Origin of the sequence: Capnocytophaga gingivalis (assembly GCF_002302415.1) — a bacterium.
GTDB lineage: Bacteria > Bacteroidota > Bacteroidia > Flavobacteriales > Flavobacteriaceae > Capnocytophaga > Capnocytophaga gingivalis.
This window is the reverse complement of sequence record NZ_CP022386.1, coordinates 1,175,367-1,195,013: the sequence shown is the minus strand read 5'-3', so window position 1 is coordinate 1,195,013 and position 19,647 is coordinate 1,175,367. Positions and strand designations below refer to the sequence as shown.

At 42.4% G+C, this 19,647-nt stretch carries 11 protein-coding genes; 4 read left to right on the top strand and 7 right to left on the bottom strand.

The window, feature by feature from the left end:
• Positions 1–354: 354 nt before the first annotated feature.
• Both rpoB and CGC50_RS05475 read left to right on the top strand, forming a co-directional pair.
• Entirely contained in the window at positions 355–4,164 is a 3,810-nt protein-coding gene (gene rpoB, locus CGC50_RS05480) for a DNA-directed RNA polymerase subunit beta (RefSeq protein WP_095910013.1), read from the top strand.
• Between the two features lie 216 nt (positions 4,165–4,380).
• The gene (locus tag CGC50_RS05475; RefSeq protein ID WP_095910012.1) at positions 4,381–5,244 is read left to right on the top strand and encodes a phosphatase PAP2 family protein; all 864 of its coding nucleotides are present in this window, start codon (positions 4,381–4,383) and stop codon (positions 5,242–5,244) included.
• A gap of 194 nt (positions 5,245–5,438) precedes the next feature.
• Here the strand turns inward: CGC50_RS05475 and CGC50_RS05470 are convergent, their stop codons facing one another.
• The 3 genes from CGC50_RS05470 to CGC50_RS05460 all read right to left on the bottom strand — a co-directional run bounded on the left by CGC50_RS05470 (position 5,439) and on the right by CGC50_RS05460 (position 8,449).
• Complete coding sequence (locus CGC50_RS05470; RefSeq protein ID WP_095910011.1) at positions 5,439–6,272, bottom strand: leucine-rich repeat domain-containing protein; 834 nt, start codon at positions 6,270–6,272, stop codon at positions 5,439–5,441.
• A 145-nt stretch (positions 6,273–6,417) separates the two neighbouring features.
• Positions 6,418–7,782, bottom strand: a complete 1,365-nt coding sequence (locus CGC50_RS05465; protein ID WP_095911294.1) for a TolC family protein — start codon at positions 7,780–7,782, stop codon at positions 6,418–6,420.
• 64 nt (positions 7,783–7,846) lie between these two features.
• A complete protein-coding gene (locus CGC50_RS05460) occupies positions 7,847–8,449 on the bottom strand; it encodes a TetR/AcrR family transcriptional regulator (RefSeq protein ID WP_198541642.1) in 603 nt (200 codons plus the stop codon).
• A 594-nt stretch (positions 8,450–9,043) separates the two neighbouring features.
• Here CGC50_RS05460 and CGC50_RS05455 point away from each other — a divergent pair.
• Both CGC50_RS05455 and CGC50_RS05450 read left to right on the top strand, forming a co-directional pair.
• Positions 9,044–12,487, top strand: a complete 3,444-nt coding sequence (locus CGC50_RS05455) for a helicase-related protein (protein WP_198541641.1) — start codon at positions 9,044–9,046, stop codon at positions 12,485–12,487.
• A gap of 13 nt (positions 12,488–12,500) precedes the next feature.
• Positions 12,501–15,977 (top strand): Eco57I restriction-modification methylase domain-containing protein, encoded by a 3,477-nt coding sequence (locus tag CGC50_RS05450; protein WP_095910009.1) that lies wholly within the window; start codon positions 12,501–12,503, stop codon positions 15,975–15,977.
• Here CGC50_RS05450 and CGC50_RS05445 read toward each other — a convergent pair.
• The 4 genes from CGC50_RS05445 to CGC50_RS05430 all read right to left on the bottom strand — a co-directional run bounded on the left by CGC50_RS05445 (position 15,957) and on the right by CGC50_RS05430 (position 19,637).
• Positions 15,957–16,469 (bottom strand): restriction endonuclease subunit S, encoded by a 513-nt coding sequence (locus CGC50_RS05445; protein WP_198541640.1) that lies wholly within the window; start codon positions 16,467–16,469, stop codon positions 15,957–15,959. The two genes, CGC50_RS05450 and CGC50_RS05445, sit on opposite strands and share 21 nt — an antisense overlap.
• On the bottom strand, positions 16,441–17,091 hold the full coding sequence (locus CGC50_RS05440) for a master DNA invertase Mpi family serine-type recombinase (protein WP_095910008.1): 651 nt from the start codon (positions 17,089–17,091) through the stop codon (positions 16,441–16,443). Before CGC50_RS05440 ends, CGC50_RS05445 begins: the two co-directional genes overlap by 29 nt.
• 192 nt (positions 17,092–17,283) lie before the next feature.
• Positions 17,284–18,528, bottom strand: a complete 1,245-nt coding sequence (locus tag CGC50_RS05435; protein ID WP_394363709.1) for a 4Fe-4S dicluster domain-containing protein — start codon at positions 18,526–18,528, stop codon at positions 17,284–17,286.
• 119 nt (positions 18,529–18,647) lie between these two features.
• Positions 18,648–19,637 carry an MlaD family protein gene (locus tag CGC50_RS05430; protein WP_095910007.1) on the bottom strand — a complete coding sequence of 330 codons (990 nt, stop codon included), beginning with the start codon at positions 19,635–19,637 and terminating at the stop codon, positions 18,648–18,650.
• Between the last annotated feature and the right edge of the window lie 10 nt (positions 19,638–19,647).

The window sequence follows — 19,647 nt, the reverse complement described above, 5'->3', positions numbered from 1 at the left end:
TATTACAAATTTACCCATGTTACAAATTGCCCCTATTCCAAATTCGCCCATGTTTTCAATTGCCCCCATTCCAAATCGTCCTTGGGATAAAAAACTCAAAAAAAGTTTTTTATTATAAAAATAAATTTGTATCTTTGCCCCCTTGAAAGAAGTATATGTCTTGTAATACACACAGCTGATAGCACTCAGTCCTTGGGATAGTTCTGTCCTGAAGGCTGTGTCTTTTCGTGTATATTTTATAGCTAATGATTCAAGGCAATACCTACAATGATGAATTGTGTAAAATCTAATCATTGAATTAGGAGTCTAAAGCCATTGATCATTAATCATTAATCATTAATCATTAACAAAAAGATGCTTACGAACCAATCTTCCAGAATTAATTTTGCTTCAACCAAGCATGTGCCTGACTATCCGGATTTTTTGGATATTCAGGTGAAATCATTCCAAGATTTCTTCCAGATGGAGACCAAGTCGGATGCCAGAAGTGGCGAGGGGCTATATAGCACCTTCAAGGAGAATTTTCCTATCACCGACACCCGCAACCAGTTTGTACTGGAGTTCTTGGACTATTTCATAGACCCTCCTCGCTACTCTGTGGAGGAGTGTATAGAGCGTGGACTTACTTATAGTGTTCCCCTCAAGGCTCGTCTTAAGCTCTTTTGTACTGACCCAGAACATGAGGATTTCGAGACCATTGTACAGGATGTATATTTGGGTACCATCCCATATATGACTGGTAGTGGTACCTTTATCATCAATGGGGCTGAGCGTGTGGTTGTCTCTCAGCTACACCGTTCGCCAGGGGTGTTCTTCGGACAGTCTTACCATGCCAATGGTACCAAGCTCTATTCGGCTCGTATCATTCCTTTCAAAGGATCTTGGATAGAATTTACTACAGATATCAACAATGTCATGTATGCCTACATCGACCGTAAGAAAAAGTTGCCTGTAACGACTCTCTTCCGTGCCATAGGCTTCGAGCGTGACAAGGATATCCTCGAGATATTCGACCTGGCAGAAGAGGTGAAAGTCTCTAAGACAGGTCTTAAGAAATACCTCGGTCGTCGCCTTGCTGCCCGTGTGCTCAACACTTGGCATGAGGACTTCGTGGACGAAGATACAGGCGAAGTGGTATCTATCGAGCGTAATGAGATCATCCTTGACCGTGATACCATCCTCGAAAAAGAACATATCGACCAGATTGTAGAATCCAATGCCAAGACCATCCTCCTTCATAAGGAAGATGAGCGCAGTGTGGACTACAACATCATTCATAACACCCTCCAGAAAGACCCTACCAACTCCGAAAAGGAGGCCGTAGAGCACATCTACCGTCAGTTGCGCAACGCAGAACCACCCGATGAGGAAACCGCTCGCGACATCATCGATAAGCTCTTCTTCTCTGACCAACGCTACAACTTGGGCGATGTAGGGCGCTATCGTATGAATAAAAAATTAGGGCTCGATATCCCTATGGAAAAACAGGTACTTACCAAGGAAGATATCATCACCATTGTGAAGTATCTCATCGAGCTTATCAACTCCAAAGCCGAGGTTGATGATATCGACCACCTTTCCAACCGTCGTGTGCGCACCGTAGGCGAACAGCTCGCCGCTCAGTTCGGCGTGGGATTGGCTCGTATGGCACGTACCATTCGTGAGCGTATGAATGTACGTGACAATGAGGTCTTTACACCACTGGACTTGATCAACGCCAAGACCCTTTCTTCGGTGATCAACTCTTTCTTCGGTACCAGCCAGCTCTCCCAGTTCATGGATCAGACCAACCCGCTGGCCGAAATCACCCACAAGCGCCGTCTCTCTGCCCTCGGTCCTGGAGGTCTCTCCCGCGAACGTGCAGGCTTTGAGGTACGTGACGTACACTATACTCACTACGGACGCCTTTGTCCTATCGAAACCCCTGAAGGTCCTAACATCGGTCTTATCTCCTCTTTGGCTGTATATGCCAAGGTGAACAACATGGGATTCATAGAGACTCCTTACCGCAAGGTAGAAAATGGAAAAATAAAACTCGACGAACTCGTATACATGAGTGCCGAAGAGGAAGAAGGTCTTAAGATTCCTCAAGCCAATATTCAGGTGGACGACCAAGGAAATATCCTCGACGAACGCTTGGTAGTGAAAGAAGATGGGGACTACCCTGTCGTCTCTCGCGAAGAAGTGGATTACATAGACGTGGCGCCTAACCAGATCGCCTCCATCTCTGCTTCCCTTATTCCTTTCTTGGAGCACGACGACGCCAACCGTGCGCTTATGGGATCCAACATGATGCGCCAGGCGGTACCGCTCTTGCGCCCTGAAGCCCCTATCGTGGGTACAGGCCTCGAAAAACGTGTAGTTACCGACTCCCGCGTACTTATCAATGCCGAAAGAGAAGGTACCGTAACCTATGTGGATGCCGACAAAATTGTCATCGAGTACGACCGCACCGAAGACGAAATCCTTGTTTCCTTCGATAGTAGACTGACTACCTATAACCTTATTAAGTTCCGCCGTACCAACCAAGGTACTTGTATCAACCTAAAACCTATCGTGCGCAAGGGTGACCGTGTGCATAAGGGACAAGTACTCTGCCAAGGATATGCTACCGAACAAGGTGAACTCGCCTTAGGTCGCAATATGAAGGTAGCCTTCATGCCTTGGAAAGGGTACAACTTCGAGGATGCGATTGTGATCTCCGAACGTGTAATCCGTGAGGATATCTTCACCTCCATCCATATCGACGAGTATACCCTCGATGTACGTGATACTAAGCTCGGGGTAGAGGAACTCACCAACGATATCCCTAACGTATCCGAGGATGCTACCAAAGACCTCGATGAAAACGGTATCGTACGTATCGGAGCCAATATCAAACCTGGGGATATCCTTATCGGTAAGGTGACTCCTAAGGGAGAAAGCGATCCTACTCCTGAGGAAAAACTCCTTAGAGCGATCTTCGGTGACAAAGCCGGCGACGTGAAGGATGCTTCTCTGAAGGCTTCTCCATCCCTCGAAGGAGTGGTTATCGGTAAAAAACTCTTCTCCCGTGCGGTGAAGACCAAACAAAAACGTGCCAAAGAAAAAGACGAAATGGCAGCCCTCGATGCAGCGTTCAACGCTAAAGCAGAGGCGCTTAAGGATGTCCTCCTCGAAAAACTCTTCTCTTTGGTCAATGGAAAAACCTCTCAAGGGGTATTCAATGATTTAGGGGAAGAAATGATTCCTAAGGGTAGAAAACATACCCAAAGAGGTCTCAAAGAAATAGAAGACTATACACACTTGCTCTCTGGTGGTTGGACTACCGATGAGCATACCAATGAGCTAATCAACGACTTGATTCACAATTACAAAATCAAGCTTAACGACCTTCAGGGTATGCTCCGCCGCGACAAGTTCACCCTCACTGTAGGGGATGAGCTACCTGCGGGTATCATGAAGCTCGCCAAGATATACATCGCTAAGAAGCGTAAACTTAAAGTAGGGGACAAGATGGCCGGTCGCCACGGTAACAAAGGTATCGTAGCCCGTATCGTACGTGATGAGGATATGCCTTTCCTTGAGGACGGAACTCCTGTGGATATCGTACTCAACCCACTTGGGGTACCTTCTCGTATGAATATCGGTCAGATATACGAAACCGTACTCGGATGGGCAGGTCAGAAACTCGGCAAGAAGTTTGCTACCCCTATCTTCGACGGAGCTTCCCTCGAGCAGATTACCGAATATACCAATGAGGCAGGTGTACCTGCTTTCGGACATACTTACCTCTATGACGGAGGTACCGGAGAGCGCTTCGACCAGAAGGCTACCGTAGGGGTGATCTACATGATCAAGCTCGGTCACATGATCGACGATAAGATGCACGCCCGTTCTATCGGTCCTTACTCTCTTATCACCCAGCAACCACTCGGTGGTAAAGCACAGTTCGGAGGTCAGCGTTTCGGGGAAATGGAGGTATGGGCTCTCGAAGCCTATGGAGCTTCCAGCACCCTTCGCGAGATCCTTACTGTTAAGTCCGACGATGTCATCGGTCGTGCCCGTACCTACGAGGCTATCGTACACGGCGATACCATGCCTGAACCAGGCTTGCCTGAGTCCTTCAACGTACTCATGCACGAACTCAAGGGATTGGGCTTGGATATCCGCTTAGAAGACTAAAGAATGATCAATGGTCAATGATCAATGATCAATATAAAAGTGAAGAGTGAAGAGTTACCTTTGAGAGTAATTCTTCACTCTTTTCGCTTAATATAAAGCGTAGTAGAGATGCAATAAATCGTGTATTAATTTATTGATTTTTAATGAATTAGATTATACAAAAAATTGAACCCTTGATTTATCTCTTTGATTGAAGACTAATATCATTAACTCATTATGAAAAGGTTTTTATTTTTAGCCGTTTGTATATTTTCCTTGTTAGCTCCTTCACTGGCGCGAGCTTGCAGTGCTTTGCTGCTCACTGATTCCTCTCCGCTACAAGAGAGTGTATATCCTTTGGATAGCTTGCAGCGCGATACCATAGCTGCAATAGCGCCTACTGAGCCAGTAGTGGCAAAGCCGTATGTAAACCCCTGGTCATTGGCTATTCCTGCGGTGCTCATCGCTCGTGGTGCCTTTTCTATCGATTCCCATTTTGACCACAAATTGCAGCGCTATGTCGTGGAGAATGTCAAGGGCAAGGTACGTGCCGATGATTATGTACAATACCTACCCATAGCCAGTGTTTTTGCATTCCCCAATTTGGGCTTGCCTCCTGCCCACACTCTCAAGGAACGCTTGGTCATAGGGGCTACTGCCTATGCCCTTACCGCCATATTTGTCAATGCAACCAAGTATACCGTACGCCATCATCGTCCTGATACAAGTACTCACAACTCCTTTCCTTCAGGGCATACCGCCACTGTCTTCACCGGAGTGGAGATACTCTATCAGGAGTACAAGCACTACGATCCATGGATAGGCATAGGCGGCTACGCAGTGGCGGCAGGAGTGGGGCTCTTGCGTATCCATAACAACCGCCATTGGGCTTCCGATGTCGTAGCAGGAGCGGGGATAGGCATTCTCTCGGCTAAGCTCTCTTACCTGCTTTTCCCGTATACCTCACGTATTTTAGGAAAAAGAAAACAACCCCTCCCCATAGAAAAGGCTATCCCAGAGACCTCGTCCTCCCTCTCGGTGCTCCCCATCTGGGAACCTACACATAACACCTTTGGCGCCGCCCTGACCCTGCAATTTTAAGGGAGCGGTATAGGTACGTAGAGACGCAATTTATTGCGTCTTATATGCAATTTATTGCGTCTTATTATGTAATTCATTACGTCTTATTATGTAATTCATTACATTTTGTCTGCATTGGCCGATAAAAGAAAAAACAAAGAGTGAAGAACTACCCATAGTAATTCTTCACTCAGAGTTGTATAGTTTTTTGATTTCTAAATCTCAAGAATGGCAGAGATTTCATCACTGTAGAAATTCCAATTTGGAGCTCCTTTGTACTTTTGTACACTTGAGGAGGGTACAAGGATGTTTCTTCTTATTGATGAACCATTATTGAGAGCATTTGGATCTACTAAAGTAGGTACTTCAATTGCTTTTACAATAAGAGTAGACAAGCGAAAACAAGCAAAAAAAGCCACTTTATCTATTTTCTTGATAGTGGATGGTAAGATTACTTTTTCTACATTCTCACAACCAGCAAAGGCTCTTTCTCCTATTTCGGTAAGGGTGGTGTTGTCTAAGTTGATCTGAGTAAGAGCTACACAACCTCGAAAGGCTCTTTCTCCTATTTTTTCAGTCTTACCGAATTGTACTTCTTTTAGATTCACACAGCCAGAAAAAGAGGAAGCAGGTATTTCTTTGGTGTTAGGCAACTTTACGGAAACTAATTGAGTATCTTCAAACACAGCTTGTCCAAAAGTAACAGAGGACGAAGTATTAAAAGTAATCGTATGAAGTCTTGAATTGATAAAGGCATAATCTCCTATCTCTTTCAGGTTATTAGGGAGTGTAATGTTTTCTACCTTACTATCTCTAAAAGCATTTGCAGCTATTGTATTTACTTTTTGAAGTTTGCTATCTGCTTGCATATCAAGAGAAGTAGTGTTAGTATCTTCCCATTTCAGAAGTGTAAGTCCATCCTCACTAAGTTTGTAATAACTTGCAGGAATTCTGTTTTCTTTTGGGTCATCGCTTTTTGGGTCATCGCTACTTTTGCTACAACCAATAAAGGCAGCCACTGTTAAGGCTAAGAATAGAATTTTTTTCATTATAAATGTGATTTAATTTGTTTCTCTGGGGCAAAAATACAAAATAATTACCAAATAACAAAAGATATTTTTAAAAATAAAAAGTGAAGAACTACCATAGTAATTCTTCACTTTTCATTAATCATTGATCATTAATCATTGATCATTAATCATTGATCATTGTCTCAAGTTTTCCTTGTGCTTTAAGTAACTCTATTTCGGCGAGTTTGTAGGAAAGTAGAGCGTTGGTATAGCTATTTTTAGCATCGGATAGGGCTCTTTCGCTTTCCAAAAGGTCATTGAGAGAGGCGAGTCCTTGGTGATAGTTGTTTTGAGTATTTTGGAGTACCTCGTTGGCCAGTTTCACGTTCTCTTCCTGAGTCTGTATGGTCAGTAGGTTGTTAGCCAGCTTTGTCTGGGCACTCTCTTGGGCTAAGTCTAAGGCAAGGCGTGTATCCTTCAGGGTCGCTTCGAGGGCTTCTTCTTCCATCTTAGCTTGTTCTATCTTGGCACGGGTGCCGAAGCCAGAGAAGATAGGTATTTTTAGTCCTAAGGTAATGGCCGAGTAGTCAGACCAATACACCTTATCAGCCTTCCCGTAGAAGATAGGAACTTTGGGTCCCATCCCTAAGTAGCCATAGGTAGCTTGTAGGGCGAGAGACGGGTAGAGTCCGCTGCGCTGCGCTTTAGTGCTGAGGCTAAGGAGCTCTTTTTGCTTCTCAAGTACTTTTATTTCGGTACGCTCAGAGGCATTTCCTTTTTCAAAAACCAGCGAATAATCTGCTTTGAAGGCTTCCTTAGGCAAGGAGATAGGCTCATTCATAGGCATACCTATCATGTATTTCAGGGCGAGGGTAGCCACTTGTAAGCCACTCATGGCTTGTTGCTCAGCGGAACGTAGGTTGTTCAGGGCTACGGTTACGCGGTCAAGGTCTATTTTTTTGGCCAACCCCGCTTTGTATGACCCTTCGACTATCTTAGCCGTTTTCTCGGTAAGTTCGAGGTTTACACGCACATTTTCAAGAGCTTGTTCTCCTTGGTATACTTGCCAATAGGCTTGAGCTACTTTTTCGATAATATCGTTTTGGGTGAGCTGCTCATTGAGCTGATAGAATTCACGGGTGGTACGAGCCGCTTTCAGGCCGATAAATACCGCTTGGTTAAAGATCACCTGAGTGAGCTTCAACTCTGCTGAGGACGCCCATTTCTGCCCCATTTCGAGCTTCTTGGGCTCATTGGATACAGGCATTCCAGGGAAAGCAAAGGCGCTCCCATCTATATAAGTAGCCTGTAGCTTAGGGTTATAGACGAGCCCCGCAGAGCCCGCGATAGTAGGCAAGGCATTGGCACGAGCCTCTTTGATCTTGTATTCACTCTTGCGGACTTCTATTTGAGCCTTTTGAGCAGCCGCCTTGTGCTGGAGAGCATAGCCAATAGCTTGTGAGAGGGTGAGTTCCCTGCCTACCTCCTGCGCCCATAGGGAACCTGTCCCCACGCAGATACTTAGTATGGTAATAAAAATATGTTTCACTTCTACTAATTTATTTTTTAGATAATAAAGGGTTTTAGAATCATTAATCATTAATCATTGATCATTAATCATTGATCATTGACAAGACTCTTTCCAGTTCTTTCATTCCTTTTTCATTGACAATGATTCTAAAGAAATACTCCATCATGGTATAGATAGTCTCCCAGAAGGGGAAATCTCTTTCGTCGAAAGCCTCTTCGAAGGAGCGCAATCGCTGTACTTGGGTGTAGAACTGCTTATAGAACTTGATATTGATATCCTTGCGAAAAAGCCCCTCCTTCCAACCTCTTTCGAAGAGCATGTCTATAAAGAGAGCATCCGCCTGAGCAAATTCCTTATCCATGCGCTTGTAAGTATCTGGAAAATAGCGCTTAAGTTCCCATAAGGGGCGAGCACTCTTCATATTGAAGAGATGTTCCACCTCCTTTTGTCCTAAAAAGACATTTTCTATAACACTTTTGTCTTCCTTAGAAAAAAATGTTTCTGTTCTACAGCAAGACATCTCCAAAGCATAATCCAAACAAGCATCTACTAAAATCTGTTTCGAGGCAAATTGCTCGTAAAGGGTTTTCTTAGAAATTCCTAAGTTATGCGCTAAATCATCCATTGTAAAGGTCTTAAACCCATACTGCATGAAATACTCAAAGGCACGTGGTATTATCTCCATTATCTCACTCAGTCGTTAGTCGTCGGTTGTCAGTCGTTAGTTGTCAGTGGTCAGTGAACAGTTACTCACTCTTCACCATATACCCAAGCTCATTCGCTTGGCTACACTCTTCATTCTTCACTCTTCGTTCTTCACTCTTCGTTCTTCACTCAAAACACTCTTCAGTTTTTCGGGTGCAAAGGTAATACAAAAAACTAAATAAACAAAAAAAGTTTCCAAAATTTTTTCGGAGGAAAGAATGGTTATGGGGGAGGTGGTTAAATAATTGATATATAGAGTTTTGTAAGTGTTTTTGAGAAAAACTTGATCAGGGAGGCTCTATCTCTTGAATCTTCATATATTCTCTGCTTGTTGTATGGGCAAACTCATGTTGTTTTTCAATCATCATTAATAATTTAAGAAATTACTTTCGTATCCTTTCACTGAAAAAATCTTTTGATATGGTGTAAAAGTGCTGAATTTCTTGTTTTATTCATTATAAGTTCATAACTTTGCAATCAATATCAAGATAAACTATCATTGTAAGCAATCCTCCCTCACCATTATCTTCGAAGTGACAGAATGGCTCAATGTTTCACCTAAAGAATTAATAAAATGATGCACAATAACCTTATAGATAATTCTTCTGATACACTCTCAATGGAGACCTATCTCAAGAGATGTATCTTGACTGAGGGTATTGATAAAATTCAGATTGCAACTGGATACTGGGATATTCCAGGGATGACACTTGTTCTCAATGAACTCACAAGCTTCTTAGAGCGAGAGGGAACTTCATTTGAACTTCTCATTGGTAAAGATCCTTATGTCTATACTTCAATGCTTAAAAATCCTAAGTACAAAGATGCTACTTATCCTTATGACTTTATACGCACAGATATACGCGATCTAGAAATAAAAGAGGAATATGAAGATGTTATTAAGCTATTGCTCAAATATGGCGGGAGTAGCAAAATTCAGATACGCATATACACTAAAAATTCAAAAGAAGAAGATGAATTTTTACACTCTAAATGCTATATTTTTTCAGGAACTTCACATTCTTTTGGGATCATTGGAAGTTCTAACTTTACAAAGAAGGGATTGTTAGGAAATGCAGAATTGAATTATCTTGAAACAGACCCTACACGTATCACGGCTCGACCTACACGTGGATCCAATGCAAAAGGACACATTTGTTGGTTCGAAGAAAAGTGGGAACTCTCAGAAGACTGGACACAAGAGTTTTTGGAGCAAATTATTAAAAAATCTCCTATCTACATTGATATACAAAAAGATACTCCAAAAGAATTCACACCTTATGAACAATATATCAAATTGTTACAAATTAAGTTTGGTGATATTGTAGATAAAACACTCGGACAACAAATAGAATCCTATCTGCCAGCAAATATTCACAAACTAGAATATCAGGTTGATGCCGTCAAACGGTGTCTTAGCATCATGCGTGAACATGGTGGCTTTATGTTGGCAGACGTGGTGGGACTTGGAAAGACTATTATTGGTACGCTCATCATTAAGCGTTTCCTCTCCGTACCGGAAGAGGATGGGAGAGAGCGTAAAGTGCTGATTATCACGCCTCCTGCTATTCAATCGAGCTGGAAGAAAACTATTGCTGCCTTCGATAAAGATACTGACGAGAAGATTACGCCATTCATTGACTTCATTACAACTGGACGTATCGGAAATATTACTGATGATGAAGACTGGGAAGAAGCCGATGATGACAACAATGATTCAGGCGACTTTGGAGGAACACTGCAAGAAAAGAATTACGGTTTTATTGTAATAGACGAAAGTCATAAGTTCCGTAACAGTGCCACACTGATGTACCAGTCTCTTGATCAACTGATACAGAAGATTGGTTTTGATACTGGGGTATATCCGTATGTGGGTCTTCTTTCTGCCACACCTCAGAACAACCAACCAAATGACTTAAAGAATCAGATTTATCTCTTTGAGCGTAACCACAACGACAGTACATTGAAAAAAGCTGAAAGTGGAAATATCGAAAGATTCTTTGCAGATGTCAACCGAGAATATGAACAGCTTATAGATAGGAAAAATGATATTCCAGCAGAGGAACGTGACCAACGTCTGGATGCTATTTCAAAGCGGCTACGTGATTGTGTGTTAAGTGACATTCTAGAACGACGTACAAGAACAGATGTTGAGAAATATTACAAGGAGGATATGGAGGCACAAGGTTTGGTATTCCCAAAAATTGTTGGGCCTAACAACCTTGAATATATCATGGATGATGAGTTGGCACAGCTTTTCTCTGACACCATGAAAATTATAGCTCCTACAAATGAGGAAAAGTTGCAGACTGATGAATGGTTAAGATATTTTCGTTATCGTGCTATTGAATACTTTACCGATCCTGCCAATGAAAGGAAACATACAGGTCGAGGTAACCGTAGTGTTAGCGATGTGTCCAAGCAGCTTGCCACCATTATGCAGATTCTTCTTGTCAAGCGTCTCGAGAGTTCATTCACCGCTTTCACCCAATCCCTCTTGAACCTACGTCGTTACACAGAGAACATGATTAAGATGTGGGAGAACGACACCATCTTTGTTTGTCCGGATATAGATGTGAACAAAGAACTTGACTACGAAGCTAAGACCGAGAAACGTAACAAACAAGTTTCGTTTCATGATTGTGTAGAAGACATCAGAGCCAAGATAAAGAAGCTAACAGAACAAGGACGTAACGAAAAGGGGCAGAATGCCGAATATCAGCGTAAAGATTTCAAGGAGAAATACTTTAGCGAACTGAAAGAAGACCTCCGACTTATTACCAATCTTTATGATCGATGGGCGAAGAACCCACAAGACCCGAAGTTCGATGCTTTCAAGGAAAATCTCAAACCTGAATTATTCAATCCTCAAAAAAACACTTCTGGAAAGTTAGTTATCTTCTCAGAAGCAATTGATACTGTTCAAGCACTTGCAAGAGCTGTTAAGGCAAAGGGCTATAAACCTCTTGTTATTACAGCTGTCAATCGCGATGAAATGGAAAAAATAATTGAAGAGAACTTTGATGCTAATTACGAAGGTGAATGGAAGGACGACTACAATGTAATCATCACAACTGAAGTTTTGGCAGAGGGGGTAAACCTTCACCGTGCTAATGTTATTCTGAACTATGACACCCCTTGGAACTCTACTCGTCTGATGCAGCGTATAGGGCGTGTAAACCGTATCGGTAGTAAGGAGCCATTTGTCTTTGTCTATAATTTCATGCCAAGTGCCGAGGGTGATGCACAGATACAATTGGTGCGTAAGGCACATACCAAGTTGCAATCCTTCCATGTCCTCTTTGGTGAAGATAGCAAGATTTTCTCGGAAGAGGAAAGTGTGGTACATTACGATATTGCCAAAGCCTTTGACGGAGAGGAGTCTCCTTTGCTGAAATATGTAGATGAGCTGAAACAATACAAAGAAGATCATCCAGAACGTTATTTGCAAATAGATCAGACCACTCAGGGGTGGGAAATAGCGCAGGCAACAAATGGCACGGGATATTTTATGGTAAGAGCTCCACGATCTGGAATACTTGCCATCAAAATAGATGCCGAAGGAAAGGCAAAGGAAATTTCTCATTTTGAACTACTTGAGGATATACGGGTGGATAAAAATGCCAAACGTGTTCCACTGCCAGATAATTGGCAGCAGTTGTCGGCGGAGGCTATTAAGACTTATAACCAATACTTTATCCGTATCAATAAGTCAAGGGCTGGTGACAAGGCAACAGCTGCCAAAGAAATGTTAGTGAAGATCAACAATACCTCTGGTTTGTCACCTCATTCAAAAAATTTGCTAAAAAATGCTCGTAAATTGGTTGACCGAGGAAGTTTTGATATTATCAAAAAAGTATTGGCAATTGGTCGAGAATTAGAAGAACGCGATTCTCGTCTTTTTTCCATCGAACAACAAGATATTGACGAAATTCTGGAGCGGGAAATCGGTAAACTCGTCGCCAATGTAGAAAGCAAACAAGGAGAAGCATCCATTGTATTAGCAACCATTAAGTAAACAAACAACCCCCATGAATAAAGAATTATTAAAAGAGTATTTAAGCGGCCGGTATCAAGGCTGGAGTTCGTTCCTCGATAATGTCATTTTCCCCATTTTCGGTCAAGAGGACTTTGAGGATGGTTTTGAGGCGGAACTTTTAGACAGTCAGCCAGAACGACGACAATTGGCTCAGGCCACAGGAATACACAGTATGAAGCAAGTAGGAAAGATATATGTAGGTGTAGAACCCTTGCAGATTTTCGATGTAACGGTCAGCGATCGAGTGATGATGGAGCGCAACCGTGTAAATATCCAGCGGCTCGTACGTACGGTTATGGATCAGTTCTCTTGTGCCTTCATGTTGTTCCATTACGAGGATGACACACGTTGGGATTGGCGTTTTACCTATTGTCGAAAGAGTGGCAACAAGGAAGAGAGCACCGACAGTAAGCGATATACCTTCTTGTTAGGTCCTGGTCAGTCATGCCGCACGGCAACTGATAACTTCATGGGGCTATATGACAAAAGAGATTCCCTTGAGATTAAAGATATCGAAGATGCGTTCAATGTGGAAGCGCTCTCTAAGGAGTTCTTTGGAAAATACAAGGCTCAATACGAGGCTTTTGTCAGTTACATGATCAAGCCAGACAATGGAATGCGCCAGAACTTCATTGATACAGACTTTGACCATACGGGTATGACAGCAGACAAAATTCGCGATCGTGAGGAAAAACCCATACGAGACTATGTGAAGAAACTCTTTGGACGTATTGTCTTCCTTCATTTCCTCCAAAAGAAGGGCTGGCTTGGTGTTCCTGCTGGAAAGGAATGGGGCGAAGGTGACCATAACTTTATGTTACACCTTTTTGAAAATGCCTCTGAAGAACAAAAAGAAAACTTCCTTGATGATATTTTAGAAGATCTTTTTGCGAAAGGCTTGGACTGTAACCGTTCGGATAGGGGCGACCTTTATGACACGAAAGTTGAAGGCTTTCGCAACCATCGCATTCCTTATCTCAATGGAGGATTATTTGAGAGAGACAATCTTGATGAGAAGACGGTTTGTTTCCCTTCCAATTATTTTAAGGATTTGCTGACAATGCTCTCCCAATATAACTTTACCATCGACGAAAACGACCCGAATGATGCTGAAGTGGGGGTCGACCCCGAAATGCTTGGTCGCATCTTTGAAAATTTGTTGGAGGACAATAAGGATAAGGGCGCTTTCTACACTCCAAAGGAGATTGTCCAGTATATGTGCCGTGAAAGCTTGATTGCTTATCTGCAAACTGACCAAAGAGAAGAAGACAAAGAGCCTATTCGTCAGTTCGTTACTACACATGATGTGGAGTCACTTGGAGAGTTGAAAGAAGAGATCGAACAAAAACTTATCGAGGTGAAAATATGTGACCCTGCTATCGGGTCAGGCGCTTTCCCGATGGGTTTGCTGCGTGAGCTATTCCTATGCCGTTCGGCTATCGAACTTAATATTGTGGAGAAAGCGGCTGATATCAAGCGACATATCATACAGAATAATATCTATGGCGTTGATATAGAGCGCGGTGCGGTGGAGATTGCCCGATTGCGTTTTTGGCTTGCTTTGATTGTAGAGGAAAAATCACCAGAGGTACTCCCTAACCTTGATTTTAAGATTATGCAGGGGAATTCCCTTTTAGAACAGTACAAAGGGGTAGATCTCTCAACAATGACAGAAAATAAGCTAAAATCAGGACAAGTTATGACTATCTTTGATAACATGTTAGAGGATTATCGTAAGAAGCTACGCGACAAACTTGCAGAATACTACGCTTGCCCAGCACATGACAAGAAAGTACAGTTGAGAAGAGATATTGTAGACATTGTTAAACAACAACTTATTGAACAACATATTTATATTGACTTTGAGAACTTAGATCTATCTGCAAACAGTCAATTTTTTCTATGGCATACTTGGTTCCATGATGTTTTTTCTCGACCCTCAAAAGAGGGCTTCGATATTGTTATTGGAAACCCGCCGTATATTTCGACAAAGGGTGTCACTATTGAAGACAAGAGGAAGTATGAAAAAGAATTTGGTTTTTCTGATGATACATACAACCTATTTACTTTTAAAGGTATGTCGCTTTTAAAAGATGGAGGCTCGCTTTCTTACATTATACCAAAGACTTTTTGGACGACTCAAACTAAACGAAATATGCGTGATTTGATTCTGAGTAATCAAATTAATTACATATTTGACACTACGAATCCTTTTGATGCAGTAATGGTTGATACTTGTATTATTCAGGTTGTTAAGCATTCTATGCCTAAAGAACATCTGATAAGGTTCATGGATGGTACAAAGGACTTGTCTAATCCTTTGATTTTTCCTCCAATAAAACAAGACATCTATTTGGATACTCAGAACTCCGTAATATTCAAGCCAACTGACTTGAATTTACGTATTTACCAATTATATGGTCATAAAGTCAAAGAACTCTATGAAAAGTGGTGGGACAAAATAGAAACATCGAGGAAAATTGCAAAGAACCAACAAGAACTTGAGGCTTATAGAGCCAGTTTGAAACCTGGTGATGTTGCTCTCTTGGGTTGTCTGACGGAAGGAGGCCAAGGACTTGCAACAGCTAACAACGGAAAATACATTGCTGTACGTCGTTCTACAAAATTGGCTAAGAATATCATAAGTTCTCGTCCTAAGAAATTAGCCGAAGCTATCAAAAAGAAAAAAGTGTCTATTCCACAGATGGCAAACTTTGCCAATGAAAATGACTTTCTTGACTCTCTCTCTGAGAAAGAGATTGCTACATTGTTTGATTCTCTTAAGGAGCAGTATGGGCGAGATATTTTTGATAAAGGATACATCTATAAAATTATTGAAGATAGTGAGTTAGCTAATGTTGATGAATTATCCGAAGAAGAAAAAGAAAATGGCATTGATACATCAAAGAATTATTATGTTCCTTATGATAAAGGAGATAAAGAAGGGAACCGTTGGTATCTTGAGACTCCCTTTGCTATTGCTTGGTCTAAAGAGAACGTCCAGTTTTTGAAGACTAACTCAGGCAAGAAGGGTGAAGGAATGCCTGTAGTTCGTAACCCTCAATTCTATTTTAGAGAGGGTTTTTGTTGGATAGATGTGAATTCTACCTATTTAAAGGCTCGAATAAAGTCTAATGGAGTATTTGACGTATTAAGTATGAGTCTTTTTACGATAACGGAACTTCCTGATTGGTATTATGTTAGCTTGATTAACTCGGAATTCATAAGTTTATATGTAGATAATTTTATCAATAATACTTCTCATTTCCAAATTAATGATGCACGACAATTGCCTGTAATCATACCTACGCAAGAAGAATTGTGTGATTTACAGAGGATTGTTCAACAGGCGATTGATCTAAAGAAACACAGCTTTTCTCCCTCTTTAAACATATCTGTAGAGGAAAAAAAGCTGGAAGAAATTCAGTGTTTATTAAACCAGAAAGTATTAACTCTTTATCGAATATAATTGAGCAATCAATCCATCATTCAAAATCTCTGTTTCTAAAAGACTTTGCGCTATCTCTGAGTCAGTGGCTATCTCTTTAGCCACTGATTCTTTCATACTAAAAGCCTTATTAAAAATCTCCTTAAACTGTTCCAATTCTGAGATTGTTGGGATAATCACAGGTATAAGTTTTGCGTCACCAGTAGTACAATGAGAAGTGGAATTGACAAAACAATCAACATATTGAGCCACTAATTTAGAATTCATAAGGCATATAAAGAAATATTCTGGTAGTTCATCTGAACATGAGAAAAAACTCATACTTTCAGTGCTTTGCACGGTTTTTTCTTTCTTTCTACATTTCAGATACGTTGTCAAAACATTATTCCAACAAAAACCCTCTCTAAAATAGAATTGAGGGTTACGAACTACAGGCATTCCTTCACCCTTCTTGCCTGAGTTAGTCTTCAAAAACTGGATGTTATTAATAGATTCCTCTTTCCCATCTTCCATTTGCAGATTTTGTTGGTAGTCGTACTTCTGTATAGGCAAGGTATCTATACAGTGTACCTCTTGCGACTTTGATCTCCTTGGCTATTTTAGGAATGCTAACACCAAGGGCTAATTGCTTTAATATAAATTCATGTTTAGATGAACACTTTAAATTAAGTAGATTATTTCTCCGTCCGCTTCCACGTCCTATTGATTTACCCTCCGTTTTTAATCTTGCTAAAGCTTCTTTGGTTCGCTGGCTGATAAGGTTACGCTCTATCTCAGCGGATAACCCAAAAGCAAAGGCAAGGACCTTGCTCTGTATATCATCTCCCAGGCGGTAGTTGTCCTTGATAGTCCACACACGACACTCTTTTGCCATGCAGATATTCAGTATCTCCATAATCATAAATAGGTTACGTCCAAGGCGGGACAACTCGCTGCAAATGATAATATCGTCTTTCCTCACTTTTTTGAGTAACCTGCCAAGTTCTCGTTTGCTATAGTTCTTTGTGCCACTGATAGTTTCCTCTATCCAGTCGTCAATTGAAAGATTTTGATGCTTACAAAAATTGCTAATCTCAAAGCGTTGATTCTCTACCGTTTGCTTGTCGCTGCTAACTCTAATATATCCGTAAATCATAATTGTAATGTGTGATAGTTATTACTTTCATAAATACAAACGAATATTCTAATAAAAGAAATGTGATATGTTTTCTAAGGTAATGAAAGGGAAGTCATGTAAGCGCGTATCTGTATCGTCAATGAGTTTGGAAGGTGCATAAGAGTGTTTTGAGTCTAGAGCCAAAAATGTCCATTGATCATTAATCATTGTTCATTGATCATTATTAAGGAATTCTCTTTCGGCGGGGTTATAGCCCCATGGGGAAGAGGTATTTTCCATTTGGGTCATCATTTTGTTCAGTGAGGCGGGAGCGGCAGATTGTTCCATGACGATATAGCGGCGCATCTCCACAATGATTGACAGGGGACTGATCTCCATAGGACAAGCCTCTACACAAGCGGCACAAGTGGTGCATGCCCAGAGCTCTTCAGGGGTGATGTAGTCGCCCAAGAGCGCTTTTTGGTCAGGGACAAAAGTACCCTTGTTGTGCCTTATATTCTCCGCTACCTCTTGGGTGCGGCGGCGGGTGTCCATCATGATTTTCCGAGGGGAAAGGAGCTTGCCCGTTTGGTTGGCAGGACACTCATCCGTACAGCGCCCACATTCGGTACAAGCATAGGCGGCAAGCAGCTGCACACGACTTAGGTGCATGATGTCTGAAGCACCAAAGGTAGGCGTGGTCTCCTCACCTTCGCCTGTATCCTCTATAGTGCCGAGCATCAGTTGTACCTCCCGTGTGACTGTAGGGAGGTTGTCCATAGCACCTTTGGGTTTTATGGGCGCAAAGTAGGTATAAGGGAACGCCAAGAGGATATGTAGGTGCTTGGAGTAGTATAGATAGTTCAAAAAAGCTAAAATCCCGAGAATGTGTCCCCACCATGCCCCGCGCTCTATGAGAATCAGGGTAGGGGAGGAGAGAGAAGCAAAAAGCGGAGAAAGCCACTGGCTTATGGGGAAGGCACCCGCCTGCACATAAGGGGTGACACCTCGCTCTTGCAAGAGTAGGTCACAGGCGTTCATCACTAAGAAAAGGGTCATCATCACCGCCTCGGCATAGAGGATGATATTGGCATCACGACGAGGTCGCCCCTGAAGTTCTTTCTTCTGAAAACGTGTGATTTTCAGTATGTTGCGGCGTACATAGAAAACGGTTACCCCTATGAGAACCAGCAGCGCCAAGACCTCGAAACTGCCGATAAGCAGGTTGTAAAACCCTCCTAAGAAGTGTAGCACCCTATGAGTACCAAAGATTCCATCGATGAGGATTTCCAGTACTTCTATATTGATAATGATAAAGCCTATATATACGAATAGGTGAAGGATTCCCGCCACAGGGCGTACCCCCATTTTTCCTTGTCCTAAAGCCAAGCGGAGCATACGTAAGAGCCTTGCCTTAGGGCGGTCGGTAATATCCTGAGCTACCCCCAAGTGTATTGCCCTGCGAAGTCTCAGCATATTCCTTACAAAAAAGCCTATGCCCGCTGCTAATATAAGTATAAACAATAGTATAGCCACTATGAGTTCTTTAGGAATTTAGGATTTAAAGGTTATAGTCTCTGCTCACTGACGACTGATTACTGCTCACTGTTCACTGATTCACTGATTCTCTCTGAGATGGGCGTTTCTACCTTAGTCGGGGTCTCATACTCTTTGTTTTTCTTTCCAAAGATAGAGATATGTACATAGCGCTTGGGGTTCAGGCGGATATCCTCCATTAGGAGTCCCAGTTCGGAGGTTGCTGTCTGTAGGTTGTTGTATAGCTTAGGGTCACTCAGGAGTTTGCTTACGGTACCACCGCCTTTTTGTACTTCCTTGAGCAGGCCATCTACCTGAGTAAGGGTGCTTTCCACATGTGCCATGAGTTTGCCTACTTGGAGCTTGGAGAGCGAGTCACTCAGTTGTACGAAGTTGCCAGAGAGGGTCTCTACATTGTGCAAGGACTTGTGCAGAGGAGCTTGAGCGGACGCCAATAGGTTATTGAGGCTCACTGAAGCACGGCTCATCTGTTGTAGGGTCACGTTCAGGTTGGCCAAGCTCTCCTTGATATCCTGTTGTGCTTTGGCATCGAGGGTACGGGAGAAGGTGGTCATGAGCGAATCGGTGGAGGAGAGTACCTTGTTGAGGTTCTTGGCGGTAGGCTCTAAGTTGGCTCCGATGGCATCCATCAAGCTCGCTTGGATATGTGAGGGTAGGGTATCCCCAGGCTGTGCCTGTGGAGCGCCATCGAGAGCAGGGAGTATCTGTAGCCCTGTGTTGCCAAGCAGACTGCTGTAGATCTCCGCTTGGCTGTTCTTGGAGAAGGTAAAGTCCTTCTTACAGGAAAAGCTTACGATGATCTTGGCGGTAGCAGGGTCTATCTGAATCTTCTTCACAGCCCCTACGGTAACCCCATTTACAGTGACATTCGTCCCTGTCTGCAAGCCCCCAGAGTGGGTGAATACAGCATGATAGTTCTTGTCCGAGCTGAACAAAGGCGTGGACTTCAGGAAGTTATATCCAAAAATAAAACTCCCTACTCCTAAGAGTATGATAATTGCGGTTTTAGCTTCTTTCGATATTTTCACGGCGATATAT

What these genes read in the sequence shown, in the direction of transcription:
- CGC50_RS05435 (WP_394363709.1), bottom strand. Translation starts at nt 18,528, where the DNA reads ATGCTGAGACTTCGCAGGGCAATACACTTGGGGGTAGCTCAGGATATT.
- rpoB (WP_095910013.1), top strand. Translation starts at nt 355, where the DNA reads ATGCTTACGAACCAATCTTCCAGAATTAATTTTGCTTCAACCAAGCAT.
- CGC50_RS05440 (WP_095910008.1), bottom strand. Translation starts at nt 17,091, where the DNA reads ATGATTTACGGATATATTAGAGTTAGCAGCGACAAGCAAACGGTAGAG.
- CGC50_RS05455 (WP_198541641.1), top strand. Translation starts at nt 9,044, where the DNA reads ATGATGCACAATAACCTTATAGATAATTCTTCTGATACACTCTCAATG.
- CGC50_RS05475 (WP_095910012.1), top strand. Translation starts at nt 4,381, where the DNA reads ATGAAAAGGTTTTTATTTTTAGCCGTTTGTATATTTTCCTTGTTAGCT.
- CGC50_RS05445 (WP_198541640.1), bottom strand. Translation starts at nt 16,469, where the DNA reads ATGGAAGATGGGAAAGAGGAATCTATTAATAACATCCAGTTTTTGAAG.
- CGC50_RS05450 (WP_095910009.1), top strand. Translation starts at nt 12,501, where the DNA reads ATGAATAAAGAATTATTAAAAGAGTATTTAAGCGGCCGGTATCAAGGC.
- CGC50_RS05460 (WP_198541642.1), bottom strand. Translation starts at nt 8,449, where the DNA reads ATGGAGATAATACCACGTGCCTTTGAGTATTTCATGCAGTATGGGTTT.
- CGC50_RS05470 (WP_095910011.1), bottom strand. Translation starts at nt 6,272, where the DNA reads ATGAAAAAAATTCTATTCTTAGCCTTAACAGTGGCTGCCTTTATTGGT.